Here is a 17,100-nt window from a genome sequence, read left to right on the forward strand (position 1 = left end):
AATCCGCCCGGCTGAGGTCGAGCCCTACGAAGGGCGCAGCCCCTACGGCCGAGCCCTTTTACCCGCGCATCCGGCGACTAGCGGGTCGTGCCATCGAAATACCAGTAGGAAGGTGCCCTCATAGCCGAGGGCGGAATATGAGATCACTCCCGATTCGCCGCGTCAGGCGGCTCATTGCCCTAGTCGCTGCCGCGGCGCTGCTCCCGGTCGCCACCGGTGTGGCGCAACCGCCCGAAGGCAGTGCCGGTTCTATACAGGAAGTGCAAGGCATCGCGAACACCGCTGCCGGACGCGCTGACTGTCGTGGCGACGCCATGCCCGAACCCGGCCTGCAAGGCGATGTTTCGGCTGCCGACCGCGACAGCGGTCGTAGCACTCAGGGGTACCGGTGCAACATCACGCGCGTGGGCGGGTACGCGGGACGTGGCGGCGGCATCACCTCCACGAGTTTCGATCACTGCGTCTACCTGGGCAGTTTCTTCCCCGGTAATCTGCTCGGCCCGGCGACCGGAGTGCAGGTGATCGATGTTTCCGACCCGACGAACCCGGTGCTGACGGCAACGCTGACCGAACCCGCGATGCTGGCCGGGACCTGGGAGAGCCTCAAGGTCAACCCGGTCCGGAAACTGTTGGTGGGCACCGGAGCTCCGGCACTCACCGGCGCCGGCCTGATCTCGGTATACGACGTCTCCGACTGTGCGCACCCACGCCTGCTCAACCCCGGGCCGGGCACCGATCTGGCCTTGCCCGTCCCGATCACCGCGCACGAGGGCGGATTCTCCCCGGACGGCAACACGTACTGGGCATCGGGCGTCGTTCCCGGCATCGTCAGCGCCGTCGACCTGACCGACCCGGCCACCCCGCGCGTCATCTGGCAGGGCATGCCCGGCACATCGATGCACGGGATGGGTTTACGTGCGGACGGCAACCGGCTGTACCTGGCGAACAATATGGGCGGACTGACCATCCTCGACACGAGCGCCGTACAGCGGCGCGATCCGGACCCACAAGTTCCGGTGATTGCCGAGATGACATGGACCGACGGCTGGGCAACCCAGCAAGCGATCCCCATCGAGTACGGCGGCAGGCCTTATCTTTTCGTTGCCGATGAAGCCGGTTCCGGCGGGGTCAAACTCATCGATATCTTCGACGACACCCAACCCCGGGTGGTGAACTCGATCAAACTCGAGATCAACCTGTCCGAACACCGAGACAATGCCATCGCGTCCAGTATGGGCGGCTCGATATTCGCCTATGACGCACACTACTGCGCCGCCGATCGTCCCTCGAATCCGACAGCACTCGCGTGCGGCTGGATCTCTTCCGGCATCAGGGTTTTCGACGTGCGCGATCCGTTCCATGTCCGGGAGATCGCCTACTACAACCCGCCTGCCAAGACCGGGCACAACGTCGAGCTGTGGAATTCGCCGCACGCACTCTCCTCGATCATCGGCGCTCCTGTGCTGAGCGCACCGTCTGTGATGCAGGCACTGAATGACGGCGTCTTCGATCCGGCCACCGCAATGAGTACCCGCACAGGTGATCTGGCGTTCGGCGACCTGTCCACCGACTGGTGCTTCTCCGCCCCCGAATGGCACGGCACCCAGCTCTGGGCCGCTTGCGCCGACAATGGTTTCTCGACGCTGCAAGTCGCGCCCGAGGTGTATACCCCGCCTGCCGATCAGCGCTCGACGGGCGGGGCATGAAACGACGCAGCTGGGTCACGACGGCCGCATTCGGTTCGCTCGCACTGCTCCTCATGGTGCTCGGTGCGGCGATCCGCCCACTCGTGATCCCTGATACCCCTTCTCCCACAGTGATTCTCAATGAAACCCAGATCGGGTTCGTGCAGGATATGACCGCCCATCACCAGCAAGCGCTGGTCATGGTGCAACGCCTGCGGCAGGCTGACGATCCGACGGTGCTGAGGCTCGCGCAACAGATCGCGGATAGTCAACGTCTAGAGATCGGCATGATGCTGGGCTGGCTCCGCCTGGCCGGTACCACCTCCACCAACCCACATCCGATGGCTTGGATGCACGATACCGATCATCGGGCGCAATCCAGCCACCACCAGCCGACCTCGACCACCGCGGCACCCGCTGCCGCCACCATGCCGGGAATGGCCTCCCGAGCCGAACTCGACGCACTGTCCGCGGCCTCGGGCCGAGATGCGGACACCCTGTTCCTGAAGTTGATGCAGCGCCACCACTACGGCGGTATCGCCATGGCTCAGGCAGCCGACGAACAACTCGACGGTGGCCCCGTCGAACAGATCGCCCGGGACATGATCAGCACCCAAAGTCAGGAAGCCGGCCTGATCGGCCTACTGCTCACTCAGCGCAGCGCGCGGACCCCCGAGTAGGTCGATGGGATCGGATCGGTGAGCGCGACTTCCACGGCGGCGAGACAATCAGCGGCTACCGACCACGCGTCCGGTGACCGCGCCCGCACCTCGAAAGAGCCGTGCGCACCGACAGCAAGACCTCGAGTCAGCGGGCGACCACGGAGTAACAGGCCGCGCCGCACGCCATGATGGCGTTGCTTCGTGCGGCCTTCGAACTCCTCCTGGCCGGGTTCCCCGGATTTACGCGGCGGGCACAGTAACGTTGTCCTGCGCTTATGCCTGTCGGCGTGTGGTGGCTATCGGATTTTCGACTGTGTAATCGAGGTTGACCGAATTGCGATCGGAGGCCGCGGTGCGTGCGTCACGGGACTGGAGCGATGAGCTGGTCGCCTCGTTGCACTGGTTGCTCACCGCGTTCACCGTCACGGGCGTCGCATTCCTGGTCGTCATGGCTCTGGTGCTGCGGATCACGGAGTGGGGGCGGCACTTCCGGTCGGTGACAGGGGCTTTCTTCACGGGTCCTGCGGCATGGCGCAGCATTCCGTACTTCGGGGTGCTGTTGTTGAGCGCGGTCTTGTCGGTTCGGGTGAAGGTGTTGATGTCCTACCAGGGCAATGACCTGTTGACTTCTTTACAGAATGCCGCCGAGGCGTTCGGGCGCGGCGACGGTGCGGCGCTCGACAGGGCCGAAACCGCGTTCTGGCACTCGATGGTCGTGTTCACTGTGCTCGCGGTCATCGATGTGGCGCGTACCGTGTTGGATTACTACCTCGGTCAGGCCTTCGAAATCAATTGGCGGCGTTGGTTGACCGAGCGCGCGACCGGGAAATGGATAGCCGATCAGGCCTACTACCGGATCCGATTCATCGATGCGCCCATCGATAACCCGGATCAGCGCATCGAGCAGGACATCACCGACATGGTCGCCCGTTCCAGGGCGCTGTCGCTCGGGGCGGTCACCGCGGTGGTGTCGGTGGTGTCATTCACCCGAATTCTGTGGGATCTGTCGGAGACCCTGACCATCTTCGGTGTCGGAATCCCAAGAGCAATGGTGTTTTTCGTCTTCGTCTACGTGCTGGTGGTGACGGCGGTCGCCTTCTGGATCGGTCATCCGCTGATCAGGCTCGGCTTCCGCTATCAGGCCGCGACGGCGAACTTCCGCTATGCGCTTGTCCGATTGCGCGAAAACGCCGAGCGGATCGCCTTCTACCGCGGCGAAGACACCGAAAGATACGGATTGCGTGCGCGATTCGCGCAGGTGCTGCGAATCTATCGCGACCTCGTGCTGTTCGGCACGCGGTTCATCGGCTGGAATCAGGCAGCCACCGAGGCGGCCATAGCGTTTCCGTGGGTCATGCAGGTGCCGCACTTCTTCGCAGGGACGCTGACCCTCGGTGACGTCCAGCAGACCGCGCAGGCCTTCGGGCAGATCCAGGGCTCGCTGTCGTTCTTCCGTAATAGTTATAGCGATTTCGCGGCGTTCCGTGCGACATTGCTGCGTCTGTTCGGACTCTTCGAGGCTAGTGAGTTCGCCCGCGCTTTGCCCAAGATCGAGGTACGCGCGCTGAGTGATTCGGTGGAGTTGCGCGAGGTGGAAGTGCGTCGACCCGATGGCGCGATCCTGATCACGAACTTGAATCTGCGGCTGCGCGCCGGGGACTCGGTGGTCGTCAAGGGGCTCTCCGGGAGTGGCAAGACCACCCTGCTGCGCTCCCTCGCCGAAATGTGGCCCTACACCCACGGCGTGGTCGGCAGACCGAATACCACCGGCACACTGTTCATTTCGCAGCTGCCCTACCTTCCGCTCGGCGATCTGCGCGCGGCCGTCACCTACCCGGCGGCACCCGGAAGTGCGACGGATGCGACGCTGCGGGCCACGCTCACCAAGGTGCAGCTCGGCCAACTGGCTACCCGGTTGGACGAGGAGGCGGACTGGGCCGACATCCTGTCGCCGGGTGAGCAGCAGCGCCTGGCATTCGCGCGGTTGCTGCTGATCCGACCCGAGGCGGCGTTCCTCGACGAGGTGACCTCCGCCGTGGACGAGGGTCTGGAATTCGCCCTCTACACCCTGATTCGCACCGAACTGCCCGACCTCATCCTGGTCAGCATCGCGCATCGCGCCACGGTCGACCAGCATCACACCGCGCGTCTGGAAATTACGGGCGGCGGTGCCTGGTCATTGGTGCCGATTCAGTAGGCGTACCGGTGAATTCGGCATGGTCAGGATGCGACTTCGATCTCGATCACGGGGTGCTCGGTCGGGTCGAGCCGGCCGCGGATCGTGCGTAGGTCGGCGCGGCCCGCCGTGGGTTATCCGTCGGTGACGTGCAGCGACTATGTGTGTGCCGCTCCGTCGATCCGGATCTCGGTGCCACTGATGAAGCGGCCGTCGTCGGAGACGAGCATTGCGATGACGCCGGCCACGTTCTCGGGGCCTGCCAGCTCTTCTGGATTATCTTGCGGCAGAACGGCGATCAGGCGACCGAACAGGGACCAGTCGGAGTCCTGGGGGAGGTGGCCGGGGGTGGAGTCGGTGATGCCCGACTTGATGCCACCCGGGGCGACGCTGACCGCGCGCAAACCCTGCTTGCCGTATTCCAGTGCGAGCACGTGGGTCAGCGTCTGGATGCCGCCCTTGCTCGCGGAGTACGCCGCCATGTAGGGGTGTGCGAAGTTGGCCGAGGTGGAGCTGAAGTTGACGATGGTGCTGCGCGGGTTGGCGAGCAGTGCCGGCAGCGCCTCTCGGATCACCAGGAAGGTGCCGGTGAGGTTGACGTTGATGATCTCGTTCCACAGGTCCAGCGATGTCTCGTGGGTGTGTGCCGCGCGCAGGATGCCCGCCGCGTTGACCAGTGCGTCCAGCCCGCCGAGGGATTCGATGGCGCTCTTCACGCCCGCGATCACGTCGATCTCCCGGCCGATGTTCATCGCGAGGATGGTCAGCCGGGTGTCGGTGCCCGCCTCGGCGGCTTGCTTGTGGGTCAGTTCCAGGCCCTCGGCGTTGACGTCGGCGCCGACGACGACCGCGCCTTCGGACAGCAGACGGAGGACGGTGGCCTGACCGATGCCGGATCCCGCACCGGTGACCAGAATACGGCGCTGTTCGAGACGGTTCATGGGCTCTCTTTCTGATCAGTGGCACTGTTTCTGACACAATATGCCGAAAATGGCACTCCGCGCCATTAAATGTTTCGGTCTCGGTACCCTACACCTGTGACCAGCAAGCGAAACCGTGCCGCGCCCGGACCGGGGCGTCCGGCACTCAGTGCGACCCGCCGCGCGGCCACGCGCCGAGAAGTGGCGATGGTGGCGGCGCACCTCTTCATTGAAAATGGTTACACCGCAACGACTGTCGACGATATCGCCGCTGCCGCGGGTATGGGACTGCGCACCTTCTACCGTTACTTCGCCGGCAAGGAAGATGTCGTCGCGCCGCTGCTGGCCATCGGAACCCAGGCCTGGGCGGACGAACTCGCCGCCTGCCCGCCCGACGTGCCGTTGCGCGAGGCGCTGAGCCGCTCTTATCGCACCGCCACCGCGGGCACGCTGGCGGCGGAGGGCATCGCCGAGACGAGCCTGCGTCCGCTGGTGCGCGCCGCCACCCAACTCCCCGCCCTGCGCGCGACCTGGCTGCGCGTCCAGCACGACTGCGAAACCCAGCTCATTCCCATCCTTGCCGCCCGCACCGGTCGCCCCGCCGACGACCTCGACGTCGCCCTCACCGCCGCGATGGCCAATACCGCCGTGCGCCTGGCGACCGAACTGTGGGCCGCGGGGAAGGGGCCCGACTCCGCCGCTGACGTCGTCGACACCTGCCTCGCCCGTCTCGCCACCCAAAGCCTGCTGTAGGAGCGATATTTCAGTCCGTCCGGACTGCGCCACCTACACCTGGTGCGCCCGGATTGCCTGTCCGGCAACGGTTCTCCGGCAACGGGGCCAGGATTCGGTGCGCCGGACAGATTTGTTTCGCGCCCGTATCGATGATGCGGCCTGCGTGTCCGATGCGTCGGAGCAACGCGGATCTTCGGCAGGGGAGAAGTGCGTTGTCCGACATGGAGGTCGATGAGGTCGGGGGCGGCGGTTTACGTCGGCGCTTTCTATCCAGACTGCGGTCGGTCCTTGCTGTGTTCGACGCTGTCTCCCTCGCCATGTGCAGCCCTCTCGCCGGACTCGGGTTGTGAGGGAGGGCAGGGGCTGGTGCGGATACCGTGATTCGCAGTTCCCTCGAACTGGCCCGTTCCGGACAGCACTGTTGTCAGCATCCGAACCAGTTCGGCCTGCCGATGCGTTCCGGTCTTTTCGAAGGCGCGTTGCAGGTGCGTGCGCGCGGTGTTCACCGAGACCGCCAATTCTTCCGCGATCGACCGCAGCCCGGCGCCGCGCAGTGCCGCCGCCGCGACGCGCGCTTCGGCCGCGGTCAACCCGTACAGTTGCTGTAGCGCTATCGGCCCTCCCGATGTTTCCTGATCCGGGTCGACGATGACGACGAGCGCCGCCGATGTGCGCTCGTCGCGGTACTCGACCTTCGGATCCAGCGGCACCACCAGCAGTGCGTACGAGCTGCCGCCACTATGCCGGGGAATAAGGGCGCGCCCTCCGACGTACGGCCCGTACTCGCGCAGTGCCGAATTGATGATGGCGCGCAGCCCGACCGCGGATCGGTTGTCCGATGATTCGAGGTGGCCGCGGCGTCCCATGCCGAGGCCGTCTCGCGATTCCAGGATCGACAATGCCGCTGGGTTCGCGTAGCTGATCGCCCCGCAACTCGACACGATCACCAGCCCGTGCCGATGCACGGCGAGCACGGCGATGGCTTGGTCACGCTCGGTCCGGACATCTGCCAAACAGGACTGGACATTCAATGCGTGCCGCAGATGGGGGAGCAGCAGGCGCATTGTCGATGTCGCCAGTGCTCGGTCGAGGTCGCGGCCTGGATCGGGATACACCCCGATCCAGGATGTGCTGGCGCCACTGGTGACAAGCGCGAGCATCCCGTTGCCGAGCCGGTGTGGAACCATCCAGTCGCGGAAGAATGGATGCCGGCGTAGGTAATCCGGCCCCAGCAGCTCTTCGCATGTCGTGATGACACCGGCGGGTTCGTGTTCGAGCGCACTCGCGATCGGATCGATACGCCAGAATCGGGCGTTGTAGCTGCGGCGCAAATCGTCCGCGCCGAGTGAACAGGCGGTCATCCGCCGGCTACTCGAGCCGGACACGACCAAGCCGCCGTGCTTCGCGCCCAGCGCCGTGACGATATCGTGCACCGCCTGCGACCAGGCGCGGGGATGCAGCGCCGCGCGGTTGATTCGCGCAACGATCGCGGAAAACCTCTCGATTGTCATCGCCATATGAAATGACCTGCGGCACAAGAGAAACGGCAATCATCCAGAGTTGAACACGGGTGCTGATGGTAGGCGTTCGGGAGGTACGTCACACGAGTAGTCCGATACTCGATTCTACCTCCTGGATGCCATCGGCGGGGCCCGCGCTCTCATCTGTTCGGATGAGGAACCGCGTCAGCAACCCTGCTCTACTCGATAGGGCAACTGGTTCGCTACAGCCGGTCGGCTGTGTCTTCCTGGAGGACATCGTGATCGAGGCATCTGACCACCGGAACCTTGCGGGCCCGACATGACCAGATACCGGCCCTTGCCGCGTGGCCGTATCGTCACCTCCCGATTCGGTTCTCGTGGCGACGATTTCCACTGGGGTATCGATCTCGGCTGGCCGGGCGGCAGCGGTGGAGTTCGCGGACACACCGTCCTCGACCAATGGAGGTTCCCGCATGTCGACGGCAGTTGATTTCGCCGCACGTTTGATCGATCCCCAGGCCATCAAGGCTGCCGGTCATAGTGCTGTCCTGGTCTACGTAGCACCGAGCAGACCCGGAGCCGGTTTCGGCGCCAAGCCGGTGACCAAGGAGTATGCCGAACGCCTGAAAGCCGTTGGCCTCGACATTGTTTCGATATGGCAGTACGGCAAGCCCGGTAATGCCCAGGCACCTTCGGACTGGACCACGGGCTACGACGGCGGGCATCGGATGGGTCGTCAGGCCAGGGAAATCCATTCCGCTGCCGGCGGGCCCGACCGGTGCCCGATCTTCTTCGCGGTGGACGAGGACATCGGGCTGGACGATTGGAACGACCGGGCAGTCGACTTCTTCCGCGGTGTCAACGAGTCGATCGGGCAGGAGTGGACCGGCATCTACGGCTCGTCGGAGGTATGCGCCTGGGCCATCGAAGACGGCGTGATCGGTCGGACTTCCGAGGGCCGGTACTGGGCCTGGCAGACGCGCGCGTGGTCCGGTAACCGGCTCGATACTCCCGAGGCCGTCCTGTATCAGCGCGTTATCGACACCCCGTCCGATCCGGGCCCGCTCATCGACGGTAGTTCGGTCGACGTCAACGACATCTTGGCTGCCGACTTCGGGCAGTGGTCCATCGTTCGCGCTGCGACGCAAGGAGAACAGACCGTGGACGCCCCCGAATACACTGAACTCGACAGGATGGGGAACTCCCGCTCCGAGCGCTGGGGAGCTCGTATCACCAACTTCCTACTGCACACCCAGGAAGGCAACGGCACGGCCGAATCGCTGGCGGCGTATCTCAACAACACGGCCAACGGCGTCTCGTACCACTACACGCTGAAGGACGGGATCGTCTGCGATGTCGTCGATACCGATTACGCGTCGTGGTCGGTCTTGGATGCCAACAGCCAAACGATCAATCTCTGCTTCGCGGGCAGCCGGGCGTCCTGGTCGACCGACGACTGGTTGGCCATCGAAGATGACCTTCGGATAGCCGCCTGGCTGGCCGTTCAGGACGCAAAGAAGTACGGCTTCGCCCCCGATGTCATCGCCCCGCCGTATACGCGCAGGGACGGCATCTCCGACCATAAATACGTGACCGAGTGCCTCGGGATCGGCACTCATATCGACGTCGGCTGGAACTTCCCGTGGGGTGTCTTCGAGAGCCACGTCCGGGAGTTCGCCAGTGGCGTACCGATAGCCGGAGAAATCGGTGCGAAGGCGGCCGAATCGCCCTGGCTGGGCCCGCGAGTGGGCCCCGAGGGCGAAATGAAGACAGCTGACGGTGTGGGCCGATTCGTTCAGTTCCTGCACGGATATATCTACTGGCATCCGTCCACCGGTGCGCATCCGATCCCGGGATCGTTGTTCGAGAAATATGCGGAAACAGGTTGGGAAGCAGGGCCTTTGGGTTACCCGATCACCGATCACACCGTGCTGCGCGACCCGAAGGGCGAAGTATGGGGCGAGGTGCAAGGCTTTCAGAACGGGGCTCTCTACCGGCGCAACGGTCGGCCGGTGTACCTGGTGCACGGCGAAATCCGTGAGCGCTGGAATCGAAGCGGATTCGAGAACGGGCCTCTCGGCTGGCCGACATCCGACGAAACCCCCTTCGACACCGGGACCTACCAGGAGTTCGAAAACGGCCGGATCTATTGGACACCGAAACCGACGCTCGCCCTCCTGACAGTCGGCGGACGCGTGGAGCCGCTGCGCGATCCTCCCTGAGCCCGGCTCGGGAATTGCTAGGGCACAGGCAACGGAAGCTCGTTCGGCGCTGATGCACACCACCTGCGTCGCGCGAGCCGGCACAGCAGCAGGTGGGCCTCCTTTGTTCTTCTGTCCCGAGAAGTACCCGCTGCCATGGCAATAAGTGCTACCCGCCCTCCGATGATGATTGCTTATTGAACTCTACGGACGTAGAGTTCAAGCGTCTACCCACTGATCCCTGGGGGATCGCAACAGTCAAGCGGGCGAATCGAATCCGGGGCGATGCTGCCGTCCAACGGTCTGCCCGCCGCAGTCGTTCGTGCCGTTGGTGCACGAACCCGCTATCGGTCCCTGAAACTACTGACAGGAGCAACCGCAGTGGAGAAGGTTCGGTTCACCGAGGAGAAGGCGACCATGCTGGCCACCCTGTATGGACGGGCGCTCGACAATCGGCGAGAGAAGCCGATTCTCGGCGATCAGGCGGCCGAGGCGGCTCTGCGACAGATCGACTACAACTTCGCCGAACTTCGAGTCAAGGACGACGTGGCCGTCACGGTTGCGGTGCGCGCGAAGGTGATCGACGAGTGGGCGGCGCAGTATCTGCTCGAACACCCCGATGCGATCGTGCTGCACCTCGGGTGCGGAATGGACAGTCGGGTCTTTCGGCTCGACCCACCCACCACGGTGACATGGTTCGACATCGACTATCCCGATGTCATCGACCTGCGCCGCAAGATCTATCCCGACCGCGAGGGTTATCAGACGATCGGAACGCCGATTACCGCATTCGGTTGGCTCGACCACATCCCCTCGGACCGTCCCGCGCTGATCGTCGCCGAAGGCTTGACGATGTACCTGAAGCCGGACGACGGCGCCGAACTGCTGCGACGGCTGGTCGCGAAGTTCCCGACCGGTCAGTTGATCTGTGATGTCTTCAGCCGGCTCGGCATCAAGTTGCAGAAGACCAATCCCGTGGTGCGCCGATCAGGTTCCACGCTCTACTGGGGCGTCGATGATCCGGCCGAGTTCGAGCAGTACGGGCTCCATCCGATCACCAGTCTCGACGCGTCCGAATGGGCCGAGCCGGACGTTTTGAAGGAGTCCTTTTCCGACGTCACACTCGGAATGAAGCTGCAGCTCTTCGCGATCCGGTTCATTCCGGCAATGCGCCGCATCGCCCGAATCGGACGTTGGAGCTTCTGATTCGAGCCGCTGACCGAAGCACGATCGACAGTGCTGCAGCAGGCGGCATCAGTCGTGGTGTTCATCGCCAGAGCCGCTGATAGGGCATGGCTGCAGTGCTTCGCGCATATCGTGATCGATGTGAATTGTTGCCAGTCCCATTTCATACACTGCCTTCGCGAAAGTGTGCGCTGCTGCGGAGTCGGCCTGGTAGTGCATGGGCGGGGAACCCGGAAATTGGACTGTGACATGGCATGGCATGGCACTGCTTTGGTCGTACGGCGCGGTCAGGTGCAGACCTCTGTGCACTGCCATGGTCTCAGGAACCGGTATTTCGTCTGTCGCACACTGATATCCGGCCGTTGGCCGATGGGATTTGTCCGGCGATCACCTGGCGGTGGAACTGTCCCAGGTCGCGGATCGCGGCGCGGGCGTCGGAGAGCAGATCCGAGCCGATGTGGTGGACGTGCGGTGCGCGGTCCCAGATCTGCAGTTGTATGGGGACGTTCGCTCGGGCGCAGCGTCGGGTCAGTATCTCGGCGTCCGGTAGCAGGCATTCGGTGGAGCCGACCTGGATCAGGACCGGTGGTAGGTCGGTGAAGTCGTGGTTGACCGATGACCATGTCGGGTCGAGTTCGCCATCGATGGCAAAGCCTTGCCGCACTATTGTTTCCAGAATCCGGGTGGGTAGGTAGGAGTCGCGGTGCCGGTTGGGGTGGGCGTTGCGGGTTGTCGAGTCGAAGTCGGCCCATGGTGCGATCGCAGAGATGCCGCCGGGCATCGGCAACCCACGTTCCCGGGTGGCCAGCGCGAGCCGGAAGGCGAGCCCGCCACCGGCCGAGTCGCCGGACACGATGATGCGCTCGGGTTGGAAGCCCTGCGCGAGCAGGTACTTATACGACTCGACCGCGTCGTCGAGAGTCTCGGTGAAGTGCGCGTCGGGTAACTGTCGATAATCGACATTGAATGCGGGCATCCGGCTGGCCCGCCCGATCTTGGCGACGAGGCGCCGATGGGTATTCAGGCCGCCGCTGATGTACCCGCCGCCGTGGAAGTACAGCAGCGCCGAGTCTTGCCGTTGGCTTGGGTCGGCCAGGTCGTCGTGCCATAACCATTCGGCGCGGAACTTTTCCAACTGAACCCGCCGACGTTTGGTGCCGTTCGGGGGGACGAGCACAGCGGCCGGTAGATCGATGAGGCGGCCGAGCCAGAGCATCTGCTCGAGCTGGTCGTAGCCGCCTATCCGCGCCAGTGTTGCCAACCCGAACCCGACCGTGCCACGCAGCAGTGGTTGGGCGATTCGGGTTCCGATACTCGCCCGGTTGGATCGTTCGATGATCGGTGACGACGCTTCGGGAAGTGGTTCGGACCGCGCAATAGCGGTGGCCATCGCGGTTCTCGGGTCGGCGCCGGCCGAGGGTAACTCGGCTTCGGAATCGGGCATAGGCGCCAAGTACATCGTTTCGCCAACGGCGCAGCTAGGAACAAGAAGTACGAAGTTCGACCAGTCCACCCGGATATTTTTGTAGCTACCTCCAAGTCCACCTCGGATGCACAGCTGGGCGGGCGCCGGGCGCCCGCGCCACTCCCCGGCCGGTCACCGGTTACTCCGCGTGCGTAGCTGTTGAACGTTGCATCGAGTGTGATCGAGCAGCAGACCGCACAGCCATCGAGGCGCTGAGCCTATTGACCGGGCAGTCGAGGACCCTGCCGTTCCCGTCGGGTGTGGAATCACGTCATCACCGACATCGCAACAAGTCCTACCGGGTCGGCTGCGGCAGAATCACCGCATGCGCACACAGCTGCCGCACCCAGCGCCTCCGGTGGCCCCATGAGGACGGTGATGTCCATCCGATTCGGACTGGCGCCGCTGGCCGAGGTGCATCCCTGGGGCAAGGACAGCGAGCTCCACTGGTTCGGACTCACCCAGGGCTGGTACTGCCTCGATGTCGGCGGCTTCGAGTTGATGCGGTATTCGGATCGGTCGATCGAGCAGCTGCGCGGGGACGGTGCGAACCTCTCGGATGCGGGACATGTCGGGGACGAAGAACGGTATATCGACTACTACGTGGTCCGGCTCTGGGAGGACATCCTCGCGTTGTTCCCGGAAGCGCTCGAACCCGTCCCCGCAGACTTGATCGACTTCCTGCGGAGCGACTCCGAACAGTGGTCGCAGGAGGTGCTGGATGCCTCGATCAATGACGATGCGCTGGCGCGGGAGGTCGATGCCGCAATGACATTGCGCAGCCACCGATTCGTCGACACCGGATACATGAGATTCGGGCCCAGCTTCATGTGGTGGCGAACAGTTGACGGCTCCGGCGATCGCATGACGATCGAATGGTGGTACCCGATAGATCCCGACGGTGTGATCGAATTCGTTCGCCCGCCGGTCGACCGTGCCACCATCCCGACCTCCGAATTCCTGGCGGCGGTCAACGAATTCGATAGAGCGCTGTTGTCGGCAATGGACGAGCGGGTGAGCCGACTCGAGGCATCAGGTCCGCCGGAGGGCGTGAAATCGGATGTCGCCTGGTTGCGCCGTGAGCATGGAGAGAGGATGCAATGGCTGCCGAAAGCGCTGGAGCGTCGAACCAGTACCGACTGGAATGCGGTCCGCTCCGGGGCCCGTGCTTTGCTCTCCAATCGAGCCCCTCTCGAAGGTGTCACGAGTCGGGACTTGTCAAGACACCGTGAGGACTAATCTCGAGTCATGGCACTCGAGTACGAGCGATTGGCCGATGACCTGCGCGAATCGATCCGAACGGGCGAGTTTGCGGCCGGAAAGCAGCTGCCGACCTCGGCCACTCTCAGCGCGAAGTATGGCGTCAGCATGCCAACCGTTCGCCAAGCGCTGGACGTGCTCCGGAGCGAAGGCTTGATCGATTCACGGCAGGGCCTTGGCGTGTACGTACGACCGCCGCGCCGAAAAGTACGCCGTAGCAACACCAACAACCATTTCGACAAGGCTCGGATCCATGAGCCCGAACCTGTTCGTGCGGCCACCGGATCGACCGAACGGAATACCGGCCTCGATGTCTCGGAACTCGAGTTCGAGGCCGAATACACTGTGGCACAGGCGAATGACGATCTGGCCGAATCTTTCGGCGTTCCTGTCGGCACCAAGCTGTTGCAGCGCGACTACCGCACGCGATCGAAGAACGAAGTCGCACCGTTCAACTTGGCGCGGTCGTACCTGATCTACGAGATGGCTGCCGCTGACCCCCGGCTGCTGGATGACGGGAATGAGCCATGGCCCGGCGGGACGCAGCACCAGTTCTTCACAATCGGGATCGAACTCGATCGTGTCGTCGAGACCGTCACGACACGACCTTCGACGCCGGAGGAGGCCGAGTTGCTCGACATCGCCTCGGGTGTCCCCGTTTTTCTCATCCGCAAGACGTCCATTGATACGACTGGACGTGTCGTAGAGGTTGCCGATGTCACCCTGCCGGGCGACCGGACCGAGCTCGTCTACGAGACCCCACTCGAAAGGTGGACGAAATGACCCGACTCATTTCCGTCATCACGCCGGTCTATCAAGCCCTGCCCGAGTATATGGCCGCCGCATACGAGTCCCTTGCCAAGCAGATCTTGCCGTCAGGGTGGAGCTGGGAATGGATCGTGCAGGCCGATGGATTCAGTGAAGGCGAGATCGCCGCCGGGCTGCCCGATGACGACCGGATTCGATTCGCCGTCGGCCGGCATGGCGGGCCCGGAGTCGCCCGCACGTTGGCGCTCGGCCGCGTACGCGGTGAACTGGTCAAGACCCTCGATGCCGACGACCAACTCAGCGAAGAAGTACTTGCGCGAGACATCGATGCTCTCGAGCGATTCGATATCGGCTGGACGACATCGCGAGTGCTCGATCTACTGCTGGACGGCTCGGTGATCGGTTTCGACAGCGATCCCGACGAGGGCGTGATCGAACGCGGTGCGGTCCTCGCTCATTGGCGTTCGAACAACTATCGCGCCCAGGTGCACCCGGCAACCCTGTGCATTCGCACTCAGCTCGTTCTCGCTCTCGGCGGCTGGATGGGGCTCCCGGCATCCGAAGACACGGGACTCCTCCTCGCGGCCAATGCCGTTGCAGATGGCTACTTTTCGGCCAGCGTCGGCCTGCTCTACCGCAAATGGCCCGGCCAAACCACAGCCCAAGCGGCCCACATCGACACCGACGATCTGACCGCCCGCTACACCGTGATCGAACGTCGAGCGAACGCGCTGGCCGACGACTTCCCGCACTGGCACTACTCCGGCAGGCTATGGAGAAGCTGCGAATGAAAGGCGCTAGCGCTCCTCGGCTCGCTCTGCGTTCTGGGTCGCCTCGGTGTGGGCGGGCAACGCGCGCATGGCGTGGCCGGCTATGGGTTGATCTCCACGGCCGAGATGATGGCCGGGGATGGGCTGGGGGCGGAACCGAAGCGCAGGTTTTCGTCGGGTACAGGACCGTGGCGCAACGTCTTGATGTTGGCCCGGTGGTCCGGCGATATCTGCCACGGGCCGTCAGCGCCCTGACGTGGGAACTGCTCGATCGAGCGCTTCACGTAACCGGCGCTGGATTCAACCAACGGCCTGGTCGCCATGTGTGGATTGGTAAATTCGGGATAGCACACGGTGTGACCGTGGGTGTCCATGTAGGCCAGCAGTCGGCAGAAGTGCTCGCCCACCAGCCCGACTTTGAGCGTCCAGGACAAGTTGGTGGAGCCGAAGGCGAACGAGAAGTTGGGAACTCCGTCGAGCATGAAGCCGCGAAACGCCACCTTGTCGGGCGGGTTCACCGCGGCGCCGTCCACGGTCAACGTGATGCCGCCGAACGCTTGCAGGTTCAGGCCGGTGGCGGTCACGATGATGTCTGCCTCGAGTTCGCGCCCGGATGCCAGCTTGATGCCCTGCTCTGTGAAGGTGTCGATCCGGTCGGTGACCACCGAGGCGTCCCCGTCGCGGATCACCTTGAACAAATCGCCATCCGGGACCACGCACAGCCGCTGATCCCACGGGTTGTAGGCCGGGTTGAAATGCTCATCCACCGGATAGCCCATCGGCAGCTGTTTGGCCGTGAGGTACCGGATCACCCGCCGCGCGAGGCGCGGGTAGGCCCGGCAGAACCGGAAGATCGCCCATTGCCGGGCGATGTTCTTGCGGCGGGTGATCGCGTACGCCCGCTTGACGCCGAGCAGCGTGGGCAATCTATTGGCAATCTTGTCGCTCGACGGTACCGCCAAGACATAGCTCGGTGAACGCTGCAGCATCGTCACGTGCGCCGCGGTACCGGCCAGCGCCGGGATGAGCGTCACCGCGGTCGCGCCGCTGCCGATCACTACCACCCGCTGACCGCGGTAGTCGAGGTCTTCCGGCCAATGCTGTGGGTGCACGATCCGACCCTGAAATCGCTCACGGCCGTCGAATTCGGGGGTGAATCCCTGGTCGTAGCGGTAGTAGCCGCCGGCACAGAAGAGCCAGCCGCAGCTGAGCGTTTGCTGCTCGCCGGTGTCGGGGCGCTCGATCTCAACGAGCCAGCGCCCATCGCTGCTGGACCAGGCCGCGCTGTGCACCTTATGGTGCAACCGGATCTTGCTGTCGATGCCGTTCTCGGTGGCCGTCTCGCGCAGGTAGTCGAGGATCGCTTCGGCACCGGCGATGGGCTTATCGTTTCGCCACGGCTTGAACTCGTAGCTGAAGGTGTGCAGGTCCGAGTCGGAGCGAATTCCGGGATAGCGGAACAGGTCCCATGTTCCGCCGGTGGCGCCCCGTGCCTCGAGGATTGCGAAGGTCTTGTCGGGATGCTGTGTGGAAAGCGGATACGCCGCTCCGATGCCGGAGATCCCTGCTCCGATGATCAACACGTCCACGTGCTCGACGCGGTCCTCGACCGATGCTGTAGACATTTCTGCGACTCCTCGGACGTACTTCTCGGCTAGGACGGCGGATATGCGGTTGGAATTCCTGCGCCGCCGGCGGTGCGAAATACCAACCAGCGCAGCGGTCTCGGTGCTGGTTGAGCTGATTGGACCGGTGACTAAACTACGTCGATGGTCCGCTGCGGGGTATCGCC

The 17,100-nt window shown here is 64.0% G+C and carries 13 protein-coding genes; 9 read left to right on the forward strand and 4 right to left on the reverse strand.

What is annotated here, in order from left to right:
- Window positions 1-137: 137 nt before the first annotated feature.
- From OHA42_RS18800 to OHA42_RS18810, 3 genes are all read left to right on the forward strand, one after another.
- Window positions 138-1,706, forward strand: a complete 1,569-nt coding sequence (locus OHA42_RS18800; RefSeq protein ID WP_406238806.1) for an LVIVD repeat-containing protein — start codon at window positions 138-140, stop codon at window positions 1,704-1,706.
- Entirely contained in the window at window positions 1,703-2,365 is a 663-nt protein-coding gene (locus tag OHA42_RS18805) for a DUF305 domain-containing protein (protein ID WP_406238808.1), read from the forward strand. The genes OHA42_RS18800 and OHA42_RS18805 overlap by 4 nt, the downstream gene beginning before the upstream one ends.
- A gap of 307 nt (window positions 2,366-2,672) precedes the next feature.
- Entirely contained in the window at window positions 2,673-4,544 is a 1,872-nt protein-coding gene (locus tag OHA42_RS18810) for an ABC transporter ATP-binding protein/permease (RefSeq protein ID WP_406238809.1), read from the forward strand.
- Between the two features lie 137 nt (window positions 4,545-4,681).
- Here OHA42_RS18810 and OHA42_RS18815 read toward each other — a convergent pair whose 3' ends face one another.
- Window positions 4,682-5,464 carry an SDR family NAD(P)-dependent oxidoreductase gene (locus OHA42_RS18815; RefSeq protein WP_406238810.1) on the reverse strand — a complete coding sequence of 261 codons (783 nt, stop codon included), beginning with the start codon at window positions 5,462-5,464 and terminating at the stop codon, window positions 4,682-4,684.
- A 96-nt stretch (window positions 5,465-5,560) separates the two neighbouring features.
- Here OHA42_RS18815 and OHA42_RS18820 point away from each other — a divergent pair, with 96 nt between their 5' ends.
- Window positions 5,561-6,196, forward strand: a complete 636-nt coding sequence (locus tag OHA42_RS18820) for a TetR family transcriptional regulator (RefSeq protein ID WP_406238812.1) — start codon at window positions 5,561-5,563, stop codon at window positions 6,194-6,196.
- Between the two features lie 248 nt (window positions 6,197-6,444).
- On the opposite strand, the gene OHA42_RS18825 is transcribed toward OHA42_RS18820, so the two are convergent.
- Entirely contained in the window at window positions 6,445-7,689 is a 1,245-nt protein-coding gene (locus OHA42_RS18825) for a helix-turn-helix transcriptional regulator (protein WP_406238813.1), read from the reverse strand.
- A gap of 443 nt (window positions 7,690-8,132) precedes the next feature.
- Here OHA42_RS18825 and OHA42_RS18830 point away from each other — a divergent pair, with 443 nt between their 5' ends.
- Window positions 8,133-9,881: a glycoside hydrolase domain-containing protein gene (locus tag OHA42_RS18830; RefSeq protein ID WP_406238815.1), complete on the forward strand. Its 1,749-nt coding sequence runs from the start codon at window positions 8,133-8,135 to the stop codon at window positions 9,879-9,881.
- Between the two features lie 360 nt (window positions 9,882-10,241).
- Complete coding sequence (locus OHA42_RS18835; RefSeq protein WP_406238817.1) at window positions 10,242-11,066, forward strand: class I SAM-dependent methyltransferase; 825 nt, start codon at window positions 10,242-10,244, stop codon at window positions 11,064-11,066.
- A gap of 298 nt (window positions 11,067-11,364) precedes the next feature.
- On the opposite strand, the gene OHA42_RS18840 is transcribed toward OHA42_RS18835, so the two are convergent.
- On the reverse strand, window positions 11,365-12,489 hold the full coding sequence (locus OHA42_RS18840; RefSeq protein ID WP_406238819.1) for an alpha/beta hydrolase: 1,125 nt from the start codon (window positions 12,487-12,489) through the stop codon (window positions 11,365-11,367).
- 399 nt (window positions 12,490-12,888) lie between these two features.
- Between OHA42_RS18840 and OHA42_RS18845 the strand changes: the two genes are divergently transcribed.
- From OHA42_RS18845 to OHA42_RS18855, 3 genes are read left to right on the forward strand one after another with little or no spacing between them, the layout of a single operon-like run.
- Window positions 12,889-13,749, forward strand: a complete 861-nt coding sequence (locus OHA42_RS18845) for a DUF5984 family protein (protein WP_406238821.1) — start codon at window positions 12,889-12,891, stop codon at window positions 13,747-13,749.
- A gap of 9 nt (window positions 13,750-13,758) precedes the next feature.
- On the forward strand, window positions 13,759-14,553 hold the full coding sequence (locus OHA42_RS18850) for a GntR family transcriptional regulator (protein WP_406238823.1): 795 nt from the start codon (window positions 13,759-13,761) through the stop codon (window positions 14,551-14,553).
- Window positions 14,550-15,329 (forward strand): glycosyltransferase family 2 protein, encoded by a 780-nt coding sequence (locus tag OHA42_RS18855; protein ID WP_406238825.1) that lies wholly within the window; start codon window positions 14,550-14,552, stop codon window positions 15,327-15,329. The genes OHA42_RS18850 and OHA42_RS18855 overlap by 4 nt, the downstream gene beginning before the upstream one ends.
- Window positions 15,330-15,409: 80 nt before the next feature.
- Here OHA42_RS18855 and OHA42_RS18860 read toward each other — a convergent pair whose 3' ends face one another.
- A complete protein-coding gene (locus OHA42_RS18860) occupies window positions 15,410-16,933 on the reverse strand; it encodes a flavin-containing monooxygenase (RefSeq protein ID WP_406238827.1) in 1,524 nt (507 codons plus the stop codon).
- Window positions 16,934-17,100: the final 167 nt, after the last annotated feature.

This window comes from Nocardia sp. NBC_01009 (assembly GCF_045208035.1).
Taxonomy (GTDB): domain Bacteria; phylum Actinomycetota; class Actinomycetes; order Mycobacteriales; family Mycobacteriaceae; genus Nocardia.

What these genes read in the sequence shown, in the direction of transcription:
- OHA42_RS18800 (WP_406238806.1), top strand. Translation starts at nt 138, where the DNA reads ATGAGATCACTCCCGATTCGCCGCGTCAGGCGGCTCATTGCCCTAGTC.
- OHA42_RS18805 (WP_406238808.1), top strand. Translation starts at nt 1,703, where the DNA reads ATGAAACGACGCAGCTGGGTCACGACGGCCGCATTCGGTTCGCTCGCA.
- OHA42_RS18815 (WP_406238810.1), bottom strand. Translation starts at nt 5,464, where the DNA reads ATGAACCGTCTCGAACAGCGCCGTATTCTGGTCACCGGTGCGGGATCC.
- OHA42_RS18825 (WP_406238813.1), bottom strand. Translation starts at nt 7,689, where the DNA reads ATGACAATCGAGAGGTTTTCCGCGATCGTTGCGCGAATCAACCGCGCG.
- OHA42_RS18830 (WP_406238815.1), top strand. Translation starts at nt 8,133, where the DNA reads ATGTCGACGGCAGTTGATTTCGCCGCACGTTTGATCGATCCCCAGGCC.
- OHA42_RS18840 (WP_406238819.1), bottom strand. Translation starts at nt 12,489, where the DNA reads ATGCCCGATTCCGAAGCCGAGTTACCCTCGGCCGGCGCCGACCCGAGA.
- OHA42_RS18845 (WP_406238821.1), top strand. Translation starts at nt 12,889, where the DNA reads ATGTCCATCCGATTCGGACTGGCGCCGCTGGCCGAGGTGCATCCCTGG.
- OHA42_RS18850 (WP_406238823.1), top strand. Translation starts at nt 13,759, where the DNA reads ATGGCACTCGAGTACGAGCGATTGGCCGATGACCTGCGCGAATCGATC.
- OHA42_RS18855 (WP_406238825.1), top strand. Translation starts at nt 14,550, where the DNA reads ATGACCCGACTCATTTCCGTCATCACGCCGGTCTATCAAGCCCTGCCC.
- OHA42_RS18860 (WP_406238827.1), bottom strand. Translation starts at nt 16,933, where the DNA reads ATGTCTACAGCATCGGTCGAGGACCGCGTCGAGCACGTGGACGTGTTG.